Below are 21,597 nucleotides of genomic sequence, written 5' to 3' on the forward strand. Positions count from 1 at the left end.
CACCTGCGGCCTTCAGGTTATGAGTTCATCAATATAGTCTGCATATTTTTGCATCATTTCTATACGCTGAGGCAAAAAAGAAGCTCGATCATATGCGCGATCGGTACTGTTTTTTGGCACATGTGCAAGTTGCCTATCAGCGGTTTCATGTGAATATCCAAGTTTCTCCTTTAAGACCCCTAATGCCAGTGACCTGAAACCATGTCCGGTCATTCGGTTTCGATATCCCATTCTTCCCAAGGCAACAAGGATCGTACCTTTGCTCATAGGTTTCCACGGTCTGGGAATACTCGGAAATATAAATTCTCTCGAAGGGTTCAATTCTTTTAATTCATTTAGAATTTCTATTGATTGAATGGATAATGGAACAAGGTGAGGGGAGCGCATTTTCATACGCTCAGCCGGAATAATCCAAATTTTCCGGTCAAAATCGATTTCAGTCCATTTTGCATTGATTAATTCTGACGTTCTCACAAAAGTAAGCAGCATCATTTTTATAGCTAAGAATGTTTGCCGATTCAGGTATGGCTCGTAATTGATAAAATCATGGATGAACTTAGGTAGTTCATCTACCGAAATAGAGGCAAAATTAGATTTCCGGTATTTTCTGAGCGCAACCTCTAGACCATAACTCGGATCGATTTCCATACGCCCGGTTACAATGGCATATTTAAAAACCTGGCTACAGATTTGCTTAATCCGGCGTGCCATGTCCGGAGCTGTGACCTCAATTTTTTGCAAGCAGCCTAATATCATTACAGGCTTAATCTCCTTTACTGGAATATTTCCCAGAAAAGGAAAAACGTACTTTTCAAGTCTATGGCGAACTGTTTGAGCATATTTAGCATCCCAGGCAGGAGCGTTCTTTTCATGCCATTCAAGTGCTAAATCCATAAGCGTGTTCTTTTGAGTTACAATTAGCGATCTGCGCTCAATTTGTCTTGCCTGAACAGGATCAATTCCGATTATTAATTTGGTTTTTGCCCTTGATTTTAAATCTCTGGCCAGCGACAACGAAACTGTTGGGTACACTCCCAAAGCAATTCGCTTTTCTTTTTCACCCGCACGGTATTTCATGCGCCAGTATTTCCCACCCGAGGGAAGGACTTCCAAATACAGGCCGTCACCGTCAAAGATCTTGTACTTCTTTTCTTTGGGTTTTGCTGCTTTGCACTGCATATCAGTAAGCATCATATCCAGCTCCCTACAAAACAAGTCATAGTTATGTCAGAAAAGTGGGGGAACAGGATTATGTAACCCTGATTTGTTCCCCCATTTGTTCCCCCAGATTTCGTTACTGTGGGTAAATTCCGGTTATATGAGAATGTAAAGAAAACGAGTTTAACCAGTTGCAAGAATTCGATTTTCTTGCGAAGAATAACACTGATTAATGCTGGTAAATTATTAAGATGGCTCCTCGAGCAGGATGACATTTTTGCTTCTACCTATTTGAAAATGTGCGGTTATTTTTTCCCTGGTCAACTTTGTTCCCCCATTTGTTCCCCCACAAACCTACACTAAGCTGACTTTAAAATTGTATCCGAAGCGTTCTTGGAATTCAAGAATCTACTCTTTGATTTTTCCGGTTACATACCCCTGGGACAAGGAAGAAAGATTTTTAAAACTGGATTACATTTCTAGTCAGGAGTCATCCCAATTTGTTAAAATACTTATTTTAGTTTCTATTTGACCATTGTCGTCAATTTCTAAAGCATCAAGAAGTGAAGAAGGCAAGCCAGTTTCGGAACTATAACGTGCTTTGGTATCATCAAAGAGTTTACGTTCTTGTTTTGCGATTTCGTTCGTGATATCCACTATGAAATTGATCAAGGTTGCTGTGATGGTGTTTCCGAGAATTGGGTAAAGAAAAGAGTAAACTGGTTCAGCTTGTGGTAAATATAATACCTGCTGTCACAACACCTAGTTTTTCGACAAAATCTTCGTCTGATATAAATAGATCATCAATCCTAGGATCGTCTGCTACTAAAAACCATTGGCCAGCTCGCTTTCTTAACCGCCGAATAATCTCATCTCCGTTATATCTGACATGGACTATTTGACCGTCTTTTGTTGGTTTGCCCCGATCAACAATCGCAATACCGCCTTGATGAAGGCCACTTGGCCGCATTGAATTTGTACATACACGAACAAGCCTTACGGAGACAGAGTTTTCAGTCAGTAGGGCGTGTAAGTCTACATGATCCCCATTTTGACGTATCAGACCGCTATCGCCAGCATCGACTAGCTTTCGCGGGTCAACTCGTCTTATTTCTGATAAGTGTCCTTGTGGCTTATATCGCATACCTTGGAATTATCTGAGTCGCCCTTTAATGTCAATATATTCCTATTTAAGGATTGACAATAACGAGCCTTCAATATATTGATTTTGTGTAGGGTTATTTTATTTGTTGATGGGTTTACCCCTAAAGAATATGGGAGGGCTTTATCTACTAATATACATAGCTCTGACAGAAACCTGGGTGAAGAGTCTATGTATAAAAACATATTTTTATTTTTTTTAGTTCTGATATTTTTCTCTGCTTGTGAAACAGCAACTATAACTTCACAGACTTCATCTATTGCTCCAGTGAGACCAGGATCGAAGATTTATATTAAAAAATCTGACCTTCGCTCTATCGAAAATCAAAATATAGAAAGCTCCATGAAGTCTTGGTTAGAAAATAATAGCTATAAATTAGTTCAAGTTCCATCGGAGGCTGATTTTACGATTAGCTACACGCAGCCATCGAATATCACAACACAGTTTAATTACTCTATCAATGAGCCAGTCACTACGCGTGCAACAGGTTTTATAGGATCAACACCAATAAATATTTCGCAGACAGGTTTTGAAACACGCAATTATACAGAACAAGTTACAAATCGTACAATTAGCTTTGTGATAGTAAACAACACTGGAAAAAATGCCGGGGAAGTCGCATGGGCGGGCGGAATAGGAACTTCTCCAGATAGCTTATTAAAAAAGACTCCTATATTGATTGATAAACTGTTCTCACAAATTGGTAAAACAACGACAACTCATCCAGTAATAAACTAAAAAGTGATTTTTTGTTATGATACCTGATTATCAAAAATTGATGCTTCCTGTTTTGAAGTCTTGCGCAAATGAAGAAGTTTCAACTTCAGCTGTAATAGATAGCCTGGCAATCCTCTTGAAGCTTACTGAAGAAGAAAGAGATGAGCTTCTGCCTAGCGGAAAGCAAACAACTTTCGCAAACCGTGTTAATTGGGCAAAAGGATACTTAAAACAGGCTGGCCTTCTTAAATATACAAAGCGGGGATCTTTTATAATCACCGAAGAAGGCCAAAAAGTGCTCGCTAAAAATCCAGAGAGAATTGACAATAAGTTTCTTGAGCAATTCGAAGCCTTTCAAGTGTTTCGCAGACGTAAAAGCCCAATGTTAGGAAATGAAGGTATAGAAAAGAATACTGATATCATACAAAACCAATCTACACCTGATGAGCTATTGCGCTCTTCACATGCAGCTATAAATGATGCATTGGCAAGTGAGCTGCTGAGTCGTATTCGTAATGCAAAACCTATATTGTTTGAGTATCTCGTTGTAGAGCTGTTACTGGCCATGGGATATGGCGGCGCTTCAGAAGTGCCAGGAAAGCTTCTAGGCAAGAGTGGGGATGATGGCGTTGATGGTGTAATTGACCAGGATGCGCTTGGTGTAGATCAAATATATGTACAAGCTAAACGATATGCAGAAGGAAACAACGTAGGTGCTAGTTCAATCAGAGACTTTTGTGGCGCTCTTGATATGAAGAAAACACAAAAAGGTATCTTTTTTACGACTTCAGCATTTAGCTCTTCTGCTGAGGAGACCGCAAAAGCTATGGGTAAAAAAATTGTTTTGATTGACGGTCAAAAATTAGCCCGACTTATGATCCGATACAATATAGGTTGTGAAGATGAAGAAGTACTACATCTCAAGAAAATTGATGAAGATTTTTTTGAGACCTATAGCAGTTAATAAAAGCATGAATCTCTATAGATTTAAAACATTTTCAAAAAATCTCTCTATTGATAAAGAGTTTTTATTACCAACAGCAGTTATTGTCTTGGCTTTGTCGATTTTTATTGGCAATGATAACGGTAAATATCAAGCCGTTGGTGAGGATAATAGTTTTGTTGTTATTGATACATCTACAGGTGAACTATATTTTTATTGTAAAAGCTATAATGATAGTTATTCAGATAGACAAATTTTAGAAGATAATATATCTAGGCGGCAACTGAATTTGCCAGATACCGGACGCAGAATACCTTCGAATCAACCAAGCCGGTACTACTCAATTTGGACTTATAAGGAAAGTGATGCTGACTATCATAATTACAGATGTTATTCTTTTGATTTGCAGTAGCATTTAATTATTTCTATTCTTCAAGAGAGATAAATCCCTATACTTTCATAGCATCATGTACCCTGGAATCGAACGGAACACACTTTCCTTCAGATTTGGAATTTTGTCTTTCTGGATCGGGTTGTTCTTAAAAAAGAGTCTTTGTGCGTCTGCGGTGTATGACTTGCATATAGGCGATTAAGTTTGGAATTGGCTAATTGAATATGCTTGTTCTTATCCTTTTATATTCAGCGATGCTTATCTTGAATGTTTATGCCACTGTTACCGTCAAGAAAACTCTTTTTTTCGCCAAGGCTTTTTTTCGTTTGTTTCTGATTCGGTAAAATCAATGGATGTATTGAAACATAATTATAATCAATAGGTTACTTTATTTCAGAATTTCTATATCGGATATAGACGTTTTTATACGGATATAGGATTTGTTCTTAACAAGAGATTGTTTTGATTGACTTTTAGTGTCGATTCGTGGTTTCTTCCTCGCCCCTTTGATGGGGATTATGCAATTGCCTGTTGTCTAGTACACCAAACCTATGGGGGAGAAACATATGAGTTTGATTACTGAACCGCTGTTGGATAGAAAAGCCGCCGCTAAATACCTGCAAGTATCACCGGGCACGTTGTCCGTTTGGGATTGTACGAAACGATACAATCTCCGACCGATCAAAGTCGGGCGAAGTGTCCGCTATCGAAAATGTGACCTCGATCGATTTTTGGAGGAACGCACTGAACCGTAATTGAGCTGAGACCTTTAGGTACTCGGCTCTTTTTTTGTCTTTAAATTTTTAAATTGGAGATCGCTATGAATATTCATGACGCGAAACAGATCCCTATTGCCGAAATTTTAGAGCGGATGGGGCATCAGCCGACCAAGAAGACGGTTTCTGAATACTGGTACAAATCGCCGTTACGGGCAGAAAAAACCGCCAGCTTTCATGCCAATGTCAAAAAGAACATCTGGTATGATTTCGGCCTGGGGGATGGGGGAGACAATATTGACCTGGTGATCAATCACCTCAAATCCCAAGGCGTGGGGAGTTCTGTTTCGGACGCCTTGCGCTGGCTGAATAATATGTTTGATAAGGCCATCAAGATCGAGGCCGTCAAACAGGAGATCATAGAGCATGAGCGACCGCCTTCCACCCTTGCTCTCAAATCCGTTAAGAACATCTATCAGCGTGTCTTGGAGAACTATCTCTCCGACCGGGGTATTCCGCTTCAAATCGGGGCTCGGTACTTGAAAGAAATCCGAGTGCACAACCGGGAAAGCGGCAATGACTTTATCGCCCTTGGCTTCAAAAACGAAGAAGAGGGGTATGAAGTCCGGAACAAGAAGTTCAAGGGCTCAGTCAAAGCCAAATACATTTCTTTTATCCGGGGCAGTAACCTAGAAAAGAAAGAGATCCATCTCTTTGAAGGCGTATTCGACTTCCTAACCGCCATCACGCAAAATGAAGGTAAGCACTTTGAGGAGGATGTGATTGTCCTGAACTCAATTACGCTGCTACCCAAAGCCACGCCGTATCTCAAAGGCTATGGCTACAAGGTGCTCTATTCCTGGATGGACAATGACGAAGCCGGGAAGAAAGCCACTGAGGCATTGGAACAGTTCGCCCGATCAGAAGAGGGACTGAAACATGTTCCCATGAATCATCGGTACATCCCATACAAAGATGTCAACGCCGCCCACATGGCCAAACTCGGCCTGAGCATGGAGTAAGCCCATGATGAAACCCTATGTTCAAAACCTCTTTGCCATCACAGAAATCGAGCTCATGTACCGTAATCAGGTACAACCGGAAAACAGGCCGATCATTTATTCTTCTCAATCTGCCTATGATATTCTGATCAACTGCTGGGACATGAACAAGATTGAACTGGTCGAAGACTTCATGATCCTTTTACTCGACCGCAGCAATCTTTGTTTGGGGATCTCACGGGTCGCACGGGGTACTGTATCCTCCTGTTTGGTCGATCCCAAAATCGTATTTGCTACGGCTTTAAAGGCCAAAGCATCCGGCATTATCCTTGCGCATAATCACCCTTCGGGAATAGAAACCCCGAGTGTCCAGGATAAACGTCTGACGAAAAAATTGCGGGATGGCGGTGATCTCTTAGACATTGCTGTCTGTGATCACATCATTGTCACCCCGCATAGCTACTACTCATTTGTGGATGATGGAGAAATGCCGTTTGATGGAACACCCTCGCGTGGCCTTACTCTCCTTCAGCCATAGTGGCGCAGCTCTAGATGGCGTCGACAGCCTGGCTTGAGATAAGAGACCTCAAACATATGGCCTTGGAAGTTATCCAATCGGGGGTTCGGGTCTTCACGATGTGACCCCATATAAAGATTGGTGGCTTCTTCCATCATGTTTTGAAGTAATTGTCTCTGGGACTGGCCGAGGCTTTTGAACACCTCTGAGCTTTCTAGAAAGCTATCAACCAGATCTGCTCCGTTGAGGCCTTCCGACATAAAGATTTCTTGGAAACCGTCGGAAGCGCCCCAGCGGAGATTACCATTGCCGGAACTGGCAGCCAGAATAAGGCAGTCAATTCCTTCTGCACATTCTTTGAGGGTGGCTTTGCCACTCGCAATGTAAAAGCCGAGTTGGCGCATAGCTTTTCCGGCAGTGATGGGTGACTCATAATTATATGAATCTTGGAGTGCTTGATAAAATTCTGTAGTCATGTGACACCTATGGGGCAGGGGTGAGTGTCTCGTAAGAAATACCACCTCAGATAGAATATGTCAAGTAAAAAAGTGATTGTATTCAGTAATTAAATTATAAGTCATTGAAATAAAATTTCCGGAATTCTGGCCTTGCCGCTGGGAAATTCAACACTAATTTTTTGTCCATGTTGATCGTTTTCTGGCCTAAAAAGATCAGAATAAGGGACAAAGTATTTTGATCTTTCGAAAACGAAAATGCAGAAGGTAAGACTCTCCCTACCTGTTCTTACTTTCTTGCAGTTCAACTCATGACGCAGAAGGAGAGACTGGTAAGGTTCATCCCTTACCAGTTTTCTGTTTTAATGGCAGTTGTAGTAAAACACGGCCAGGATAAAATCACAAAACGGACGGATGAATCCGGAATGGGTTCTTTGATTTGAGGGTATTTCACAATCCTGTAATCCGGCAATAGCCTCACCGTTTTCTTTGAAATTCAGCAGCTCCAGCGCTGATTTGCGTTTCTTGAGAACCGCCACATGATCCAACAATCCTTCTTTATCGTCCGTGTAGATTTTTAGATCGTAACGGCCACGAGAAGCCGAAACATAGAACTGTTTCAAATCTGAAGCTGTAAACGTTCCCGTTGGCTGCGATACCAATACCACATCAACGGTTTTACCCTGGGAAGCATGAGAGGTTAGGCAATAGGCATGTTGGATATGCTGAAACTCTTCGCCAATAAAATACTGGCACTTGGTGGTTTCGCTTTCAGCAACGATTGATCCATCCTTATTGATGGATTTAATGACTAGTTCCTGGCCATTGTTAATTCGGCGTTTTTCTTTGTCCATCCCATTGCGGGTTGCTCGGATTTTATCTCCTTTCGCTAAGGGCAGTTCTGCTTTCCGGTAGACCTCAGCTTCTTTGAGGGCTTCATAGGGAACCAAATGAACCCCTCCGTTTTTATCAGTCAGTTCAATGCTGTCCTTAAAGACTTGCGTGACCTCACCATAAGAATGGGCTTTTAAAGAGTCCGTTTTACGATTGACCCGGATCATCAATCCTTTTTGGTAGGATTTCTTTTCCGTGCGCTCTGCTTCAGTCAGGTTCAAGCTGATCAATTGTGATACGAGCTTGTCTTGCTGGCGGATCTGCTTTTTAGCTTTTAGGGTTTTTCTGATGGCTTCCGTGACCACCCCGCATTGATGATGGGTCGGTGAGACGACCAACACCGATTTCTTTCGCTTGGTCAGGCTGATGTACTGATCGACCAATGCACTGGTTGTGTCTTCCGGGTCTACTTCCTCAATAGCCCCCATAGTGGCCAGGGTTTGGTAGCCCTTGACCGCATCCCCTATAGAGAGAGCTTCAACGGCGTATCGGTATTGTTCCTGTTTCTGGCGGCGGATGGTGGAAAGGCCGACTGGCTTTACCCCAGCCACTTCATCCAGCAAGCGTAAGGCATCCCCACGGGTAACGCTGGAATGCTGCTTGGTGTCCCCGGACAGGATCAATTGGGCGTTACGAGCATCAGCCAACCGGAGGAGGGCAAGCATGTCCTTTGTTCCCAAGAGTCCGGCTTCATCCACCCATAGCACCTGGTTAGTCAGCTTCTCTTGCAGGGTTTTATCGGTGAGCAGCTTTGCGACGGTTTCTGCACCCCCAAAGCCTTCCTGCCGCAAAACACCTCTTGAAGCCTCAGCTGTAGGGGCAACAACCAGGACGGATTTTCCGGCCTCGGAGAACTTTGCCACAGCTTCCTGCATGAGGCTGGTTTTACCCGTCCCGGCACGACCCATGATGATGGAAACCGGGTCAGTGGTGGTTAGGACATGCTGGATGGCTGTTGCCTGTTCATCTTCGAGTAAAAGGGAAGGCGGGTAAGAATAAGCCGGGGCATTACGGCCTTTGGTCTGGTTTACCAGTTTGACAATGGCCAGCTCTTCTTTGACAATCTCGACCGTAGAGCAGGACACCCCATCGCCATCGTGGGATTTGATGATGTTTTTATTCTTGCTGAAAGAGTTTTTTATACCGGAAACGGTCACACGCGGACAGCCAATCGCATAGCGAATGGCAGACTCCAGAAGTTTACGCATCGGTACAACCGAAGCCCGTTCAAACTGATGATCAAGGGCATAATCAACCGCATTCCGAGCCTTGATCAACATACCTCGGATCGGATCGGCAAACCGCAGGACAGTGTTTTTTAACCCAAGATCAAAGCCCATGTCCTTGATCTGCTCGATCCAATAGGCGCGCAGTTGGGGAATGGTAAGACCTTTTTTCTTTTTCGCCCGCGTTTTCCCTCCCAGCTTATCCAGTTCTTTGGCGTCGGTGATCTGTTGATCCTTTGCCAATTGGCCGATTTCATTGGTGCGTTTAGAAAATAGGTCAATGATATGTTCCGGCACGCCTTCGATTTCAAAGGCAGCTTTGGTAGGCCTGACCTTATAACCCAGCTCCATCAAATTATCTGCAAGCCGTTTATGAAACAAGGCCTGGTAATAGGGCATGTCCCGCTTGATGTTCCGGAATTGCCCAGCTTTAAATTTACCTTCAATATCATCCCAGGTGACATTGAAGACAAAGCAATGGCAGTGCAAATGGGGATCTGGCAAGTCATCCTTGACGGGTCTAGCCGTTTGATGGATGAAATCTGCATAGAGCAAGCCATCCGCTGGACGGTTTTCATCTTTGCCGTTTTTTCGCACGCGGGTTTGTGCATCTTGTTCTATATCATTCATCGTTTCGAGAACAGATTGATGAAAAGCCTGTAAGATGTGACCATCTTTAGAGAGCGCATGCAGAACCGACACGGATTTCGGGCAATGAAAATTGATATCATAGCCGACCGTGCGATTAGTTTTTTTTAATGGTGTCAACGGAACGCCTTCAATTGGATGTATATTTTCACACAACGTATGAAAGACATCTTTTTGAATTTCTCTTTTTATACCTAGTAATTCAGCTACTTTTCCTCGGAACAATCCTTTGAACTCTTGTTCGTTCATATAATAATCCGACCGAAGTAGCGATTCACTGAAGTATTCTTTAGCGTTATTAGCTGACCTGCTTTGGATCATGCGAATCATGTAATAGGCTTATACAGGAGTTCCAATTCCATTTGAGAAGATTCGCCCGGCATTAATGGTCTGAGTACACCAATAAACTTTACCAGAGATTTTGTTTCTGAATAGCATCCAGTCAGCTAGGATGGGTTATTAATACTGAGTGTTTGTTTTAAACAAACTGCGTCAGTTGGCCTATTTCTGCATAGAGACGGCATATTGGTTTCCCACGAGATTTACCGAAGTCGCTCCCGTCTCCAACTAAAATTTTCCCCTCGCTAAAGCGATTCCACGCCGCACCAAAATTTCAGCTGGTTTGTTCGCTAGTCCTTCGGTTTTTGATCTCTTGTCACCAACACACCTAAACAGAAAAGGACGACCAATGACCACTCAAGTTCAAAAACAAGCATTCAAGCCTGACCCGAATTTCAAGCGCAAAGATGTCTATCAGGAAGTCACTGATACCATCGTCAAACAATTAGAAAAAGGTGTTGTGCCCTGGCACAGACCTTGGACGGGCGAAAGCAGCTTCAACTTCGATCTTCCTTTGAACCACCATACGCATAACCGCTACCGAGGGATCAACATCTTGCTCCTTTGGTCAGCAGCACAAGAGAAGAGCTACTCTTCCAATGAATGGGCTTCTTTCAAACAATGGAAAGAAAAAAACGAGTCGATCAAACCGGAAGAAAAGGGAACGATGATCGTCTATTACGACACCTTCGAACGCGAAGAAAACGGAGAGGTCAAAAAGATCCCGTTCCTGAAACACTCCTACGTCTTCAACCGCTGTCAGCTAGCCAGCTTTAAGCCGGAAGAAGCTCAACCTCAATCTGAAACCAAGTCTCTTGTAGAACGACTGGAGATCGTAGACCAGTTCATCGCCAATACTGGGGTACAGATTGACTATGACGGCTCAAGAGCTTGTTACAGTCCTTCTAAGGATCGTATCGAGATGCCGAATGTCAGCAGCTTTATCAATACCGAACAATGTTCTGCAAGCGAAGGATACTACGCGACATTGTTCCATGAACTGACCCATTGGACAGGTCATAAATCCCGTCTGGATCGGAATTCCGGTAAAAAGTTTGGCGATAAAGGATACGCCAATGAAGAGCTGGTCGCTGAGTTTGGTGCTGCTTTCATGTGCACCGAGTTCGGAATTGCCCGGCCGGAGAAAGAACACTATGCCGCTTATATCTCGAATTGGCTGCAAGCTCTGAAAGACAACAAATACGCTCTTGTCGCAGCAGCTAGTGAAGCCTCTAAGGCTTCTGAGTATTTACATAAATTACAGCCTATTTAATACTATACAAAAACAGACCTTATTATAAGGTCTGTTTTTTTTCCATCATTCATTGTATTTACTATATTTAGAGCAATTGTTTATTGGATAGTTATGATCGAAGAAATCAAAATTGAAAGATTCAAGAATATTGAAAGTATTACAATCCCATTAGATAAAATTACTGTTCTTGTGGGAGCGAATAATTCAGGAAAAAGTTCAATACTTCAAGGAGTTCAAGTAGCAGTTTCTATTGCGCAGACAACATCATTTGATGAATTTAAAAGTGTCAAATGGAAAAATGACAGACTCTCAACATCATTGACTCCAAATCAAATAATTTACGTTCCTTTTCGTGATGTTTATTCACTTGGATTTGGAGGAACATTAAGCCAGGATAAAGCAAAAAGTATAAGCGTAAAATTAAAAGAAAAAGGAACTAATCATTTTGCAAACTTTATGCTTAGAAAGGGAAGAAACAAAAATTTATTGACCGAAATTGAAGGTAGAGATCTTGGCGAAAGGATCAGAGATATTGATAACCCTTACAGTATATACGTACCAGGACTTGCAGGAATTTCTTCGTTTGAAGAATTCAAAAGTGAAGGGATTGTAAGAAGAGCCGCTGTAAGAGGAGATGCAAATAGTGTGTTCAGAAACATATTATACTTATTGAAAGTAAATCCACAGAAATGGGCTTTATTCAAAACAGATTTTCAAGATATTTTTCCAAACTTAGATATTATCGTTGGATTCGATAAACTGAAAGATGAATACATTTCTGTTCAAGTAAAAAGTGGTGCTACTTATTTACCTATTGATGCGTTTGGAACTGGTGTATTACAAGCAATACAAATCTTATCATATGTACATTTATACTCTCCGAAAATTCTAATTTTGGACGAACCAGATAGTCACCTTCATCCAAGTAACCAAAGAAGATTAGCAGAAAAGCTAATAGAAATTACAGATAGAATAGATATTCAAATAATTTTATCAACTCATTCTCGACATTTACTCGATAAACTAACTGGCTTTGCTGATATAAAATGGATTTCGAATGGAAACATTCATTCAGACGCTTATAATTTCATTTCTGTTTTACTTAGTATTGGTGCATTGGATAAAGGCGATGTTTTAAATAATGGAAATACAAGGTGTTTTGTTCTTACTGAAGATTCAAAACTAGAGCCATTAAAAGCGATTTTAATTGCTAACGGATTTAATATGAACGAAACTGATATTTGGTCATACGAGGGTTGCTCAAAAATAGAAATTGCCATTACATTGGCAGCATTTATTAGAAACTCCGCACCTGGCACTAGAGTTTTGATACATAGGGATAGCGATTATCTTACTGAAGATGAAATACAAGATATCCAAAGACGAGCAACAGCTGCCGACTTAGATATATTTTTTACTATTGGAACTGATTTAGAAAATCATTTTTTAAATGAAAGTCACCTTCAGAAAGTCTATCCGGATCTTAGGTTGGAGCAAATCCGCGAAATTATAAATCGCTGTAGTGATGAAGTAAAAGAAAAATCACTTCAAAATTTTATTAACGCTAGAACTCAAACAGCGCTAAAAATACAGTATAGTGGCGGAGAACGAGTAGATAATGGTAGAATTTCTATTGAATGCTTGCGTAATTATGATGAAAACACAAATAGATTTAGACATGGGAAACGTGTATTTAAACGAGTAAAAAATGCATTACAACAACATGGAAACAATAATTTGTTGATTCCAACTGAAGATCTAAAACTTCAGTCATTAGAAACAGTCAGAAATTCTATCTGGAATGTTGTATAATACCATCAGACATCTTCCCGCGCCCCATGCGGAGGGAAGATATCAGTAATGGTTAAGAGGGCTGTTTTGTTATCGTGTCGCTCTAATTAATTGAATCTATGAAATTATTCTTGGCGGTGGATCAGCCCTGTCTTTGAATAATTCTCTCAAATCATCTGGAATCTGACCTTTCTTCATCATTTTCTGAAAATCAGGAATGGTTCTTGGATCATCCCATTTTCTATTTTCATACCGGTTTTGGTAGTACCCAACTTTCTCAATAGGAAAGCGTAATCCGTCTGCAATCGTTATAATATCTTGAAAACGTTCTACCTCATCCGGATCAAGTAGTGGGCGTCCTATGTGCTCAACACTCTTACTTGTCGAAGATCCATTTTGACTATGACTGTTAGATACCTTGACCTCTGAGAGCGTTCCTGTTCCTAGTGAGTAACTCACATAGTCTTTCGTAAATTTATCTTTTACACCGAATGCCTGTAAAACATTCGTATTACTCAATAGGGTGTTTAAGCCATCCTCGCCATAGATTTGCTTGATCTGAGAGAGACTTTGGGCAAATGCCCACATCACAATGTTTTGTCCTCGACCAAATGCGTATGCCCGCAGGACGTCCGTCATTTTCCCCAAAACAGCAAATTCGTCCAATATAAAGTTAACCCGCTTGTTCGGCCTGGCATTTACTGCCTTTAAGCACAATCCAATTACTAAACGTAACCAGGCGGAATGCGTTTCCATGTACTTTTCTGGAATAACGATATACAAGGTGACATTACCGTTAGCTAATTCATACGGATTGAAGCCTGATTTATTTAATGAAGCGCGAAGTTGAGGGCTTTCAAAAATTGTGGTTGCATTATGTGCCCCTGAGAGAATTGAGGCAAAATGATCAGAATTTCTATCGAAGCCGGAAAACTCACCTGCCGCGGCTGCAACCAATCCATCCAACTCTTTACTGATATTCATCTTGGCCATCAATAACGTCCAGTCGTCCCCTTGTAGGCGCAGTAGTTTATACAGCGTCCAAAAGTTTTGCTCTTCTTCTGGAAGAGAAGTCATGATGTACATCAAGAAGGTCTTTATGATCGATCTTGCTTTATTATCCCAATACGGATCTTTTGCCTCCGTATTAAGTGGTATTAAATAATAAGCTAAGAGTTCACAATTATCTCGCAGCTCATTGGGCTCTGACCTTATAAAGTCAAATGGATTGAAGGTGGCAGTCGGAATTCCATGCTTGGCTTGCATTTTTTCTTGCTGTTCCCAGGGATCAAGAATGTATACTTTTTGGTGCATCTGTTTTTGATGCCTGGCCGTTATGTAGGCATTTTCCCCTTTGGGATCGGTCACTACATACGAGCCAAAAGGAACAACCAGTAAATTGGGAATAATGATACAGGCATTTTTACCTGATCCTGCTCCCGCTACAGTCAATAAATTGCCGAATTTTTGTCTACGGTAAAAATTTCCAAGCCACAAGCCATGATCTTGAATACCATTCCCGGAGGCCTTGACGGCATCGTAATTACTCCATTCAGCTGAGCCTCTGCTCGTGTTTTTTACGGGTTGCTGTATTTTAGGTCGCTTCTTAAAACGTAAATACAGCAGGAACAGGGTCAGTAAAAACAAAAAGAAATATAAAAGGGCACTCCCCAGAAAAGAGAACTCACCCATATCCTTGTACAAACTGTATGAAGTCCCCGCTAGGGAAAGCATAATTAGTCCAAAAATTCCGCCAATTATTCCTAGTATAATATTGGCAATATTTCTCCCATTCGCCATTGCGATAAGATTTAAAAAGTTATGTTATATGGATTATGCTGGCCGTGAATTGGCTTTTCTATTGCGGTCTCTTCGTCGTCTTAGATAAACCATCAATACAACAAGACCAATGAGACCAGCGCCACTTAGAAATTGTTCCCAAAAGGTTGGACGAGTAACGACGAAACCGACGCCTGCTATAATTCCGAGAATATAGCCAATGAGCATGGATAGGGGGTTTTGCCCTGATGCATTCGACATGAAAGGATGGTTTAACGGTTTAAGAATTGCACCATATATGTGCATTCTTAAGATATGAATTATTTCTGATGCCCAAATTCCGTGGGAGATTATTTAGGCATTAAAAATTGGAAATTCACATCCCTTGACGCCGTTATACCCATTTTCCAGCACTTTGCTGTCACCGCCCACATCTTTGAGCTCAGCACCTGTGATGTATACCCGAAAAGTATTATCGATAAACGACCAGTCATAGGGCTGCTTATGAAACACTTTAAATTGGACGTAGCCATCAATTAGTTGGCGGAAAAACCACTCTGTTTGTGCATAGACAGCTTGATCAGGCTTAATACGATCGCCCAAATAATAGGTAATCGCCTTACGTGCTAACTTAGAATAGCGAGGCCGTGACTGGTTAGAATGCATATAGATGGTTTCTGCTTCACAGTAGTATTCCATGACATTGCCCTCCTTCAGCACATCCGATTATAGCTTATATTTAGGATTCTGTAAATACGTCCGGTATGAGTAATTACCCAGATTTTATAATGGATTATCACACCAATACGCATGACGATGCAGCTAGCAAGGAGCTACTTAAATTAGCAGCAGACTACAAGAAAGCCTTAGCTGAGGTCGAGAAGGGGAAGAACGCGCAGTATGGGGTAACGGTGACAAGTAAGACAGTCAAAACCGAAAACATTTATAACAATTATAAACAGCATGAAATTCAACTTAAGGAACAGTATCTAAAAAAGGCACGGGAAATAGCCAAGCCGCATATGCATAAAACGACCTACGAGGAACTAAACCTTAAACATGAACTTGAATCCGAAAAGCAGCAAAGATTAGATAAAGAGGCAAAAGAGCAGGATCGTACCAAAGATGGAAAACAAGTTGAAAATTCGAGAAATCAGGAACGCACCCAAGATCGAAAAGACGAATTGAGTCCAGAATTAAAAGCAGAATTTGAGCGGTTGAAAAAATCAAATGAGCCTGAAAAAAATCACCAAAGAGAGTCAGCCGCTGCGAATTCAAGCGATACCAAACCTGCTTCAAATAACCCTGAAAATGATCCGGAATTAGAAAAAGAATTCGAACGATTGAAGCGATTACATGACCAAGCTAAAGAAAGAAACCGTGATCATGACAGGTCAAGATGAAGGTTTGATAAAATTATTTTGATCTTTTTTTCTTTCACATCGCACCATATTGATTCACATCATACCAATCCGCTGAAATGCAGTCCTGACAAGCGTTTCAGCGGTTTTTTATTTCAGCAACTCTGCCTAATTTTAGCCTTGAGGGTTACCGCAAGACGTGGCTTGTCCGTACAAAAACAAATCATTTTCGTCCGTACAAACCGTCTTGTAAGGGAGCAGTTTCAGCACTCTCCCTTAACCCTCTAGCAGTCAAAAACGCAAACGCAGAGTTTATGCCCAGGCCACTAAAGACCATCACGGAACGCCGTTGCAAACGGATGGAAATTCGGCTGACCGAAGCCGAAGAACAATTGCTCGAAGCAATCGCTGCGGATGGTGGGCTTTCGATAAGCGAGCATATCCGAAAGGTTGCCCTGGGCAGTAAACCGCGGGTGGTGAAAGCCAGTCCGGAGCGGGCGGCCTTTATCCAAGGATTGGCCGCCTTGGGTAAGATAGGGAGCAATGTGAACCAAATCGCCAAAGCCTTGAATACCGATTTGGCCGCCCATCTACGCCCTTCCGTTTCGCCGGAGCTAATTCAATCCACCCTGTTTTCGCTGCAAACATTATCCAGAAACCTCCTTAAACACCTGTCCCATGGTCATCCGGGGGAAGACCCGAGGTAACGGCGCACAACTGGCCGGCTACCTCCTGAAGCAGGCGGATAATGATAATGTCCGCGTTTTTGAGATCCGGGGCACAAGTGACCCCATGGATCTGAAGGCCTCTCTGTTGGAGATGTCCTTAACGGCTGAGCTAACTAACAGCGAGAAGGGGCTCTACCACGCTCAGATCAATCCAGCCTATGGGGAGGACAAGGCCATGCAGCCCCAAGACTGGATCAAGGCAGCCGATATCTTGGAGGAAAAGCTGCAACTGAAAGACCAGAAACGGGTCATTGTCTTTCATGAAAAGAAAGGCCGGACACATGCCCATGTTGTTTGGGAACGCTACGACCATGAGAAGGGGATTATGATTTCTGATAGCTTTTCGCGTCTGGCTCAGGATCAGGCACGTAAAGAGATGGAGCTGGTCTTTCAGCAGACCAAGACGCCGGAACGGAACGCCGACCGGAAAGAAATGAAGGCCGTCCTGACGGATCTGTGGACTAAAACCGTTTCCGGAAAAGACTTCGTATTCCAGTCCTTGCAAAAGGGCTATGCCATTGCCCGGGGGGAGTTCCGGCGTCCGTTTATGGTAGTGGATGAAAAGGGAAGGAGCTTCGACCTGACTAGGCAATTGACCGGGGTAAAGACCAAGGAAGTAAAAGAACGGCTGAAGGCGGAAAAACTACCTTCTGAGAAAGAGGCGATTTTGATGAATAGAAAGCCTGTCAAACAGCTCGTGCAGAAACCGGAGAAAATTGAACAAGACAACCAACCTAAAGACCAAAGGCAATCGAAATACTATCCAGATAAAGAAACCCGCAAAAAAGCCCGGTTAGAAAATAACCAACCTCAACCCCCAATACCAACTACTCCAGGGTACTGGGTACGTGCCTATGAAGAGCAGGTGGCCACCGCCCTACAGCAAAAGCAAGAAACCGAGTTGGAACGGGAAGTTCGCCGTTTACGGGAGCAGTTGGAACAGCAACGCGCCTTACACAAAGAGCATCAACAAGAGCGTAATCGATAAAATCAGTCCAGATTATCTTGAGCGACCGCGACCCCTTTCTTTATCCCTGTCCTGGTTCCTTTTGAGTTGCTCTAATAGCAATTCCCGGTCGTGTTGTTTGGCGCCCATTTGCATGGCTTGCAGGTATTGGCTGTTTTCTGACTTGGATTTCAGCAATTGCGCCAAGAGTTGGGGATCGAGCTTATTCAGTTGGTAGCCGATATTGAACCCCTTGATGTAATCTTGTTCTGGTATTTCCATTAGAAAGTGTCTTTTGAGTGGCGGTCTAAATATTCATGAATCGAGTCAACGTCGTATAAAATGATCTTCTTATCCGGCTGGGTGAATCGAATCCGTCCTTCGTCCCGGAACTTTTGCAAGGTGGTCTTGCTTGTAATCCGGAGCTTTTTCATCGCTTCATCGCCGGATATCCATTTATCCTCTTTGATCTCGTATTTCTCTTTGAGCCGTTCCATGACCCGGTCAAGCAGGGCATAAAACGCCTGGTCTTCCAAACAAATCACTTCCATGGGAAAAAGTTGTATTGGAAAAATACTGGATATTTTTCAGGAGAAAAAAGGATAGGCCATGCAAAGATGAATTTACCTGGGTAAACTCTTAAGAGGTTGTTTTTACAACCGATGCAGGTGCTCATGAATACGCGCTAGCAGGTCTTCAAATGGCGGTTGCCCCTTATAATACAACGCTTGGGTTGCTTCGTAGCGCTCAATAAAGCGTTTTCGCTTATCAGGATCGGAGAGCAAAAGAGCTTCACATGTCTGCAATACGGTTTCTTTGTCTTTCCCCAGGAAACGGGCGGCTTTATGCGCATGGTAGGCTTCAGTTCCAATAAATGCGTTCACCCTTTGGTCGGCCAGTAGGCTGAACACATCATAATACTGGCGCATCAAATTGGGATTCTCTTTGCCCGATTCTTGCTCTCGCCGGAATTTGGTGACGATGGTTTGAAGTTTCTCCACAAAAGTGTACCCAGGGTGATAACATTTTACATCCACGGCCCGGTTATCAATGATATCAATACCTGAAGTTGAATAGGCGCGATCAAATGCCCAGGAGCTTATTGTCACAGGCTCATTGGGAGTGACGGTATCAAACCCCACTTCTAAAAGAATACCTTCTTTCATCCCCGGAACAGTTGAGGTTACGGTTGGATAAAGAAGGCGTATGCCACCACTATTATAAGTATCAAGGTTATCAAAGGTTGTATCCCGAGTAACAGCTGTTATCCCGGGGATTTGAATGTTGTCATTCAGCCAGTCGTAGAAATTTTTGCGCGAGTCGACCGCCTCTTTGTTCTTTTTCTTTGGATCTGACACGACGTTTAATTCCGCCGGAGGGTGAATTTGAATGTCGATGTCTTCGGAGAAACGTTGGATAATCCCAAATCCTTTGGAGAGAGATGTCCCGCCTTTCATTTCAAAATCAAAGTTCAGTTGTTGCAACCCATAAAGGGAATGCATGATCCAATAATCCTTCTCAATCAACCCGGCGACAATATTAGTTTCCCTTTCCAAGATGGACAGCAAATCGGGGAATTCGGGGATTTCATGGAGAAACTTAGGCGGCATGGCTGGCCTCTTTTAGGAGCGGTAAAAGTAGGCGTTTAGTGCCGACATTCCCGTAGCGGGTCACGGATTGCGCCAAGGTTTTCTTGGGTAACTCTTTCGCTTTAGCCAAAGCCTTGTTGAGTACCTGTTCTTTGTCCTCTGCAAGTTCATTCAGGTTGTTCAGCAGATCCACCAACAAAAACTCTGACGAGAGTTTATTGGGGAAGCGGTGCTTCGCATGGAAGAAAAACTCCTTGCCTCCCAGCTTGAATTGACCATGGCGTTTGTGGTTATACACCACCCGCTTGTTGTAAAGCTGCGTTGTCCCAACACCAAGGCTGTTGTACGCATTGGGGGAGGTTATCAGGAATTCATCGTCCTTCAAAAAGCTACGTACCAACTCCTGTTCATCCGGAGGGGCAGAACCAAAGACCGTTTTGCGGGGGACGTGATAAATGCCTTTAGAGAGCTTTTCCAATACGCCCTCTTTTACCAATTCCGCAACATGGCGATCCACTGCCGTCGACCATTGAACTAGGTCGGCACGACGGTAAACCCTACCGGGCTTTAAATGGTGCTTGAAGGTGCGTAGTGTTTTCATCTGCTTACAAATATACCACAATTCTTGTGTATTTGCAAGTGAAAAAATTGAAAATTCATGCAAAATAGTGATCTATATTATTGATTATAAATAATATAGTAATTTGTATAATTTAATCTATCGGCCTATATGGACGGGGTTTTAATCAACCGAATGGCCAAATCAAACAGCTTGCGCACTTCTGCCAAGAGGATCTGAAGAACCGGGTCGGCAATCTCATAATCCGGGTTGTATCGGGCATGGAGAAACGCCTTTTGAAGCTGTTGGCCAAGATGCGTTTGGGTGTCTTGAGAACAGCCGAGGATCTCCCCCATTTCAGGCGCGTACCAATAGCTGTATCGCTGCAGCCGGGTGATATCATCCGATATGAATTTAAGCCCCGTCGCTTTTAACAGGCAGGCCATGTAAAGCTGGGCAGCAGCTTGGTGAAGGTTGAAGGCGGCAATTTCATTCCACTTGCGGACAATATGCAGGTTACAAGCCGCCAGGAATTCCTCCGCATTGGCCATGGCGCGCATGTAATCCCGTTTCCCTGTGTAAGGATGGCTTTCGAGATCAATACTTCCGGCAGGTTCGAAGTCGATGTTTCCGGCATCATAAATCAGACAGTCTTGATCCAGCAGGGATTTGGGGAAAGGGTGGCCAAAGGCCAGTAGTTGGTTGAAACTATCCATTGGATAGACCAAGGCGGTTACTTTTCCAAGAATACTGGTTCGAGTTTCCACAAAAGCAGAAAGCGCCTCATAGTCCCGGTCGGCATTTGATAAAATCAGCACATCGTACCGGGCAACTCGTTTAGTCGTATTCTCAATTTGCTGGATGGGGTGAGAGAAGTTTTCTTCGCGTTCGAAATGGCTAATCAGGAAAATTTTCTCGGGCTTACAGTCTTCTACAATAGTCTCAATCAACCGATCGATTGTTTTGGTGGTATTCATATCTGAAGAATTGAAGAGTTGGGAAAAGAGAATAAAGATACATAAAAACGTCTTATATGACGTGAATCAATAAAGCGGTATTTTACAGAGCGTACTTCAATAAGGCGTTATCCCGTAAATTGCCCTACATGAAAGACAAGAAAGCAAAACCGCTGGATGCCGAAGTGGAAATTAAAAAGCTCGGAGCCCGTTTGCGCTATCTCAGAATCCAGGCGGGTTATACTAGTGCCGAAACCTTTGCCTACGAGAAAGGCATCTCCCGGGCACTCTATGGGAGGTACGAACGGGGCAAGGATCTCCGTTACTCTTCTCTGATCAGATTAGCCAATTGTTTCAATATGACGGTTGTTGAGTTTCTACAAGCAGAAGTACCTGGATAATAAGTTGATTATAGGGAAAACTGTTATTCTTAGGCCTCTTGTAAAACCCATTTAAGTAGTAGATA

At 42.7% G+C, this 21,597-nt stretch carries 23 protein-coding genes; 12 read left to right on the forward strand and 11 right to left on the reverse strand.

Annotation, left to right across the window (positions count from 1 at the left end; translation table 11 throughout):
* Nucleotides 1-12 precede the first annotated feature (12 nt).
* Both L0U88_RS12135 and L0U88_RS12140 read right to left on the reverse strand, forming a co-directional pair.
* A complete protein-coding gene (locus L0U88_RS12135) occupies nucleotides 13-1,179 on the reverse strand; it encodes a tyrosine-type recombinase/integrase (RefSeq protein WP_234866328.1) in 1,167 nt (388 codons plus the stop codon).
* Nucleotides 1,180-1,882: 703 nt separating this feature from the next.
* On the reverse strand, nucleotides 1,883-2,302 hold the full coding sequence (locus L0U88_RS12140; protein ID WP_234866329.1) for a LexA family protein: 420 nt from the start codon (nucleotides 2,300-2,302) through the stop codon (nucleotides 1,883-1,885).
* Between the two features lie 84 nt (nucleotides 2,303-2,386).
* Here L0U88_RS12140 and L0U88_RS12145 point away from each other — a divergent pair, with 84 nt between their 5' ends.
* The 6 genes from L0U88_RS12145 to L0U88_RS12165 all read left to right on the forward strand — a co-directional run bounded on the left by L0U88_RS12145 (nucleotide 2,387) and on the right by L0U88_RS12165 (nucleotide 6,626).
* The gene (locus L0U88_RS12145; RefSeq protein ID WP_234866330.1) at nucleotides 2,387-3,058 is read left to right on the forward strand and encodes a DUF4136 domain-containing protein; all 672 of its coding nucleotides are present in this window, start codon (nucleotides 2,387-2,389) and stop codon (nucleotides 3,056-3,058) included.
* 16 nt (nucleotides 3,059-3,074) lie between these two features.
* Nucleotides 3,075-4,001 (forward strand): restriction endonuclease, encoded by a 927-nt coding sequence (locus L0U88_RS12150; protein ID WP_234866331.1) that lies wholly within the window; start codon nucleotides 3,075-3,077, stop codon nucleotides 3,999-4,001.
* Nucleotides 3,970-4,392 (forward strand): hypothetical protein, encoded by a 423-nt coding sequence (locus L0U88_RS12155; protein WP_234866332.1) that lies wholly within the window; start codon nucleotides 3,970-3,972, stop codon nucleotides 4,390-4,392. The genes L0U88_RS12150 and L0U88_RS12155 overlap by 32 nt, the downstream gene beginning before the upstream one ends.
* Before the next feature lie 545 nt (nucleotides 4,393-4,937).
* Nucleotides 4,938-5,126 (forward strand): helix-turn-helix domain-containing protein, encoded by a 189-nt coding sequence (locus L0U88_RS21080; protein WP_353620657.1) that lies wholly within the window; start codon nucleotides 4,938-4,940, stop codon nucleotides 5,124-5,126.
* A gap of 65 nt (nucleotides 5,127-5,191) precedes the next feature.
* Entirely contained in the window at nucleotides 5,192-6,109 is a 918-nt protein-coding gene (locus tag L0U88_RS12160; RefSeq protein WP_234866333.1) for a DUF8464 domain-containing protein, read from the forward strand.
* Between the two features lie 4 nt (nucleotides 6,110-6,113).
* Nucleotides 6,114-6,626 carry a JAB domain-containing protein gene (locus L0U88_RS12165; protein ID WP_234866334.1) on the forward strand — a complete coding sequence of 171 codons (513 nt, stop codon included), beginning with the start codon at nucleotides 6,114-6,116 and terminating at the stop codon, nucleotides 6,624-6,626.
* On the opposite strand, the gene L0U88_RS12170 is transcribed toward L0U88_RS12165, so the two are convergent.
* Together L0U88_RS12170 and mobF are read right to left on the reverse strand one after the other, a co-directional pair.
* Nucleotides 6,617-7,081, reverse strand: coding sequence for a hypothetical protein (locus L0U88_RS12170; RefSeq protein ID WP_234866335.1), 465 nt, complete (start codon nucleotides 7,079-7,081; stop codon nucleotides 6,617-6,619). The two genes, L0U88_RS12165 and L0U88_RS12170, sit on opposite strands and share 10 nt — an antisense overlap.
* Nucleotides 7,082-7,422: 341 nt before the next feature.
* The gene (gene mobF, locus L0U88_RS12175; RefSeq protein ID WP_234866336.1) at nucleotides 7,423-10,158 is read right to left on the reverse strand and encodes a MobF family relaxase; all 2,736 of its coding nucleotides are present in this window, start codon (nucleotides 10,156-10,158) and stop codon (nucleotides 7,423-7,425) included.
* Nucleotides 10,159-10,516: 358 nt separating this feature from the next.
* Between mobF and L0U88_RS12180 the strand changes: the two genes are divergently transcribed.
* Nucleotides 10,517-11,440, forward strand: a complete 924-nt coding sequence (locus L0U88_RS12180) for an ArdC family protein (protein WP_234866337.1) — start codon at nucleotides 10,517-10,519, stop codon at nucleotides 11,438-11,440.
* A 93-nt stretch (nucleotides 11,441-11,533) separates the two neighbouring features.
* Entirely contained in the window at nucleotides 11,534-13,234 is a 1,701-nt protein-coding gene (locus L0U88_RS12185; RefSeq protein ID WP_234866338.1) for an AAA family ATPase, read from the forward strand.
* A gap of 96 nt (nucleotides 13,235-13,330) precedes the next feature.
* Here L0U88_RS12185 and L0U88_RS12190 read toward each other — a convergent pair whose 3' ends face one another.
* Together L0U88_RS12190 and L0U88_RS12195 are read right to left on the reverse strand one after the other, a co-directional pair.
* Nucleotides 13,331-15,013 (reverse strand): type IV secretory system conjugative DNA transfer family protein, encoded by a 1,683-nt coding sequence (locus L0U88_RS12190; RefSeq protein ID WP_234866339.1) that lies wholly within the window; start codon nucleotides 15,011-15,013, stop codon nucleotides 13,331-13,333.
* A 333-nt stretch (nucleotides 15,014-15,346) separates the two neighbouring features.
* Nucleotides 15,347-15,658 (reverse strand): hypothetical protein, encoded by a 312-nt coding sequence (locus L0U88_RS12195; RefSeq protein WP_234866340.1) that lies wholly within the window; start codon nucleotides 15,656-15,658, stop codon nucleotides 15,347-15,349.
* Nucleotides 15,659-15,756: 98 nt separating this feature from the next.
* Here L0U88_RS12195 and L0U88_RS12200 point away from each other — a divergent pair, with 98 nt between their 5' ends.
* The 3 genes from L0U88_RS12200 to L0U88_RS12210 all read left to right on the forward strand — a co-directional run bounded on the left by L0U88_RS12200 (nucleotide 15,757) and on the right by L0U88_RS12210 (nucleotide 18,069).
* Nucleotides 15,757-16,395 carry a hypothetical protein gene (locus tag L0U88_RS12200; protein ID WP_234866341.1) on the forward strand — a complete coding sequence of 213 codons (639 nt, stop codon included), beginning with the start codon at nucleotides 15,757-15,759 and terminating at the stop codon, nucleotides 16,393-16,395.
* A 272-nt stretch (nucleotides 16,396-16,667) separates the two neighbouring features.
* Nucleotides 16,668-17,060: a plasmid mobilization protein gene (locus L0U88_RS12205; protein ID WP_434801960.1), complete on the forward strand. Its 393-nt coding sequence runs from the start codon at nucleotides 16,668-16,670 to the stop codon at nucleotides 17,058-17,060.
* Complete coding sequence (locus L0U88_RS12210) at nucleotides 17,032-18,069, forward strand: relaxase/mobilization nuclease domain-containing protein (RefSeq protein WP_234866343.1); 1,038 nt, start codon at nucleotides 17,032-17,034, stop codon at nucleotides 18,067-18,069. Before L0U88_RS12205 ends, L0U88_RS12210 begins: the two co-directional genes overlap by 29 nt.
* 12 nt (nucleotides 18,070-18,081) lie before the next feature.
* Here the strand turns inward: L0U88_RS12210 and L0U88_RS12215 are convergent, their stop codons facing one another.
* The 5 genes from L0U88_RS12215 to L0U88_RS12235 all read right to left on the reverse strand — a co-directional run bounded on the left by L0U88_RS12215 (nucleotide 18,082) and on the right by L0U88_RS12235 (nucleotide 21,152).
* Entirely contained in the window at nucleotides 18,082-18,309 is a 228-nt protein-coding gene (locus tag L0U88_RS12215) for a hypothetical protein (protein WP_234866344.1), read from the reverse strand.
* Nucleotides 18,309-18,578 (reverse strand): helix-turn-helix domain-containing protein, encoded by a 270-nt coding sequence (locus L0U88_RS12220; protein ID WP_234866345.1) that lies wholly within the window; start codon nucleotides 18,576-18,578, stop codon nucleotides 18,309-18,311. The genes L0U88_RS12215 and L0U88_RS12220 overlap by 1 nt, the downstream gene beginning before the upstream one ends.
* 102 nt (nucleotides 18,579-18,680) lie before the next feature.
* Complete coding sequence (locus tag L0U88_RS12225; protein ID WP_234866346.1) at nucleotides 18,681-19,637, reverse strand: nucleotidyl transferase AbiEii/AbiGii toxin family protein; 957 nt, start codon at nucleotides 19,635-19,637, stop codon at nucleotides 18,681-18,683.
* Entirely contained in the window at nucleotides 19,627-20,217 is a 591-nt protein-coding gene (locus tag L0U88_RS12230; protein ID WP_234866347.1) for a hypothetical protein, read from the reverse strand. Before L0U88_RS12230 ends, L0U88_RS12225 begins: the two co-directional genes overlap by 11 nt.
* Nucleotides 20,218-20,342: 125 nt before the next feature.
* Complete coding sequence (locus L0U88_RS12235; RefSeq protein ID WP_234866348.1) at nucleotides 20,343-21,152, reverse strand: HEPN domain-containing protein; 810 nt, start codon at nucleotides 21,150-21,152, stop codon at nucleotides 20,343-20,345.
* Between the two features lie 128 nt (nucleotides 21,153-21,280).
* Here L0U88_RS12235 and L0U88_RS12240 point away from each other — a divergent pair, with 128 nt between their 5' ends.
* Nucleotides 21,281-21,532: a helix-turn-helix domain-containing protein gene (locus L0U88_RS12240; protein WP_234866349.1), complete on the forward strand. Its 252-nt coding sequence runs from the start codon at nucleotides 21,281-21,283 to the stop codon at nucleotides 21,530-21,532.
* The last annotated feature ends 65 nt before the right edge of the window (nucleotides 21,533-21,597 follow it).

Origin of the sequence: Flavihumibacter fluminis, assembly GCF_021491375.1 — a bacterium.
Taxonomy (GTDB): domain Bacteria; phylum Bacteroidota; class Bacteroidia; order Chitinophagales; family Chitinophagaceae; genus Flavihumibacter; species Flavihumibacter fluminis.

Excerpts from the sequence above, each read along its gene's own strand:
- L0U88_RS12135 (WP_234866328.1), bottom strand. The coding sequence starts at position 1,179 with ATGCAGTGCAAAGCAGCAAAACCCAAAGAAAAGAAGTACAAGATCTTT.
- L0U88_RS12140 (WP_234866329.1), bottom strand. The coding sequence starts at position 2,302 with ATGCGATATAAGCCACAAGGACACTTATCAGAAATAAGACGAGTTGAC.
- L0U88_RS12150 (WP_234866331.1), top strand. The coding sequence starts at position 3,075 with ATGATACCTGATTATCAAAAATTGATGCTTCCTGTTTTGAAGTCTTGC.
- L0U88_RS12155 (WP_234866332.1), top strand. The coding sequence starts at position 3,970 with ATGAAGATTTTTTTGAGACCTATAGCAGTTAATAAAAGCATGAATCTC.
- L0U88_RS21080 (WP_353620657.1), top strand. The coding sequence starts at position 4,938 with ATGAGTTTGATTACTGAACCGCTGTTGGATAGAAAAGCCGCCGCTAAA.
- L0U88_RS12160 (WP_234866333.1), top strand. The coding sequence starts at position 5,192 with ATGAATATTCATGACGCGAAACAGATCCCTATTGCCGAAATTTTAGAG.
- L0U88_RS12165 (WP_234866334.1), top strand. The coding sequence starts at position 6,114 with ATGATGAAACCCTATGTTCAAAACCTCTTTGCCATCACAGAAATCGAG.
- L0U88_RS12170 (WP_234866335.1), bottom strand. The coding sequence starts at position 7,081 with ATGACTACAGAATTTTATCAAGCACTCCAAGATTCATATAATTATGAG.
- mobF (WP_234866336.1), bottom strand. The coding sequence starts at position 10,158 with ATGATTCGCATGATCCAAAGCAGGTCAGCTAATAACGCTAAAGAATAC.
- L0U88_RS12180 (WP_234866337.1), top strand. The coding sequence starts at position 10,517 with ATGACCACTCAAGTTCAAAAACAAGCATTCAAGCCTGACCCGAATTTC.
- L0U88_RS12185 (WP_234866338.1), top strand. The coding sequence starts at position 11,534 with ATGATCGAAGAAATCAAAATTGAAAGATTCAAGAATATTGAAAGTATT.
- L0U88_RS12190 (WP_234866339.1), bottom strand. The coding sequence starts at position 15,013 with ATGGCGAATGGGAGAAATATTGCCAATATTATACTAGGAATAATTGGC.
- L0U88_RS12195 (WP_234866340.1), bottom strand. The coding sequence starts at position 15,658 with ATGCATTCTAACCAGTCACGGCCTCGCTATTCTAAGTTAGCACGTAAG.
- L0U88_RS12200 (WP_234866341.1), top strand. The coding sequence starts at position 15,757 with ATGAGTAATTACCCAGATTTTATAATGGATTATCACACCAATACGCAT.
- L0U88_RS12205 (WP_434801960.1), top strand. The coding sequence starts at position 16,668 with ATGCCCAGGCCACTAAAGACCATCACGGAACGCCGTTGCAAACGGATG.
- L0U88_RS12210 (WP_234866343.1), top strand. The coding sequence starts at position 17,032 with ATGGTCATCCGGGGGAAGACCCGAGGTAACGGCGCACAACTGGCCGGC.
- L0U88_RS12215 (WP_234866344.1), bottom strand. The coding sequence starts at position 18,309 with ATGGAAATACCAGAACAAGATTACATCAAGGGGTTCAATATCGGCTAC.
- L0U88_RS12220 (WP_234866345.1), bottom strand. The coding sequence starts at position 18,578 with ATGGAAGTGATTTGTTTGGAAGACCAGGCGTTTTATGCCCTGCTTGAC.
- L0U88_RS12225 (WP_234866346.1), bottom strand. The coding sequence starts at position 19,637 with ATGCCGCCTAAGTTTCTCCATGAAATCCCCGAATTCCCCGATTTGCTG.
- L0U88_RS12230 (WP_234866347.1), bottom strand. The coding sequence starts at position 20,217 with ATGAAAACACTACGCACCTTCAAGCACCATTTAAAGCCCGGTAGGGTT.
- L0U88_RS12235 (WP_234866348.1), bottom strand. The coding sequence starts at position 21,152 with ATGAATACCACCAAAACAATCGATCGGTTGATTGAGACTATTGTAGAA.
- L0U88_RS12240 (WP_234866349.1), top strand. The coding sequence starts at position 21,281 with ATGAAAGACAAGAAAGCAAAACCGCTGGATGCCGAAGTGGAAATTAAA.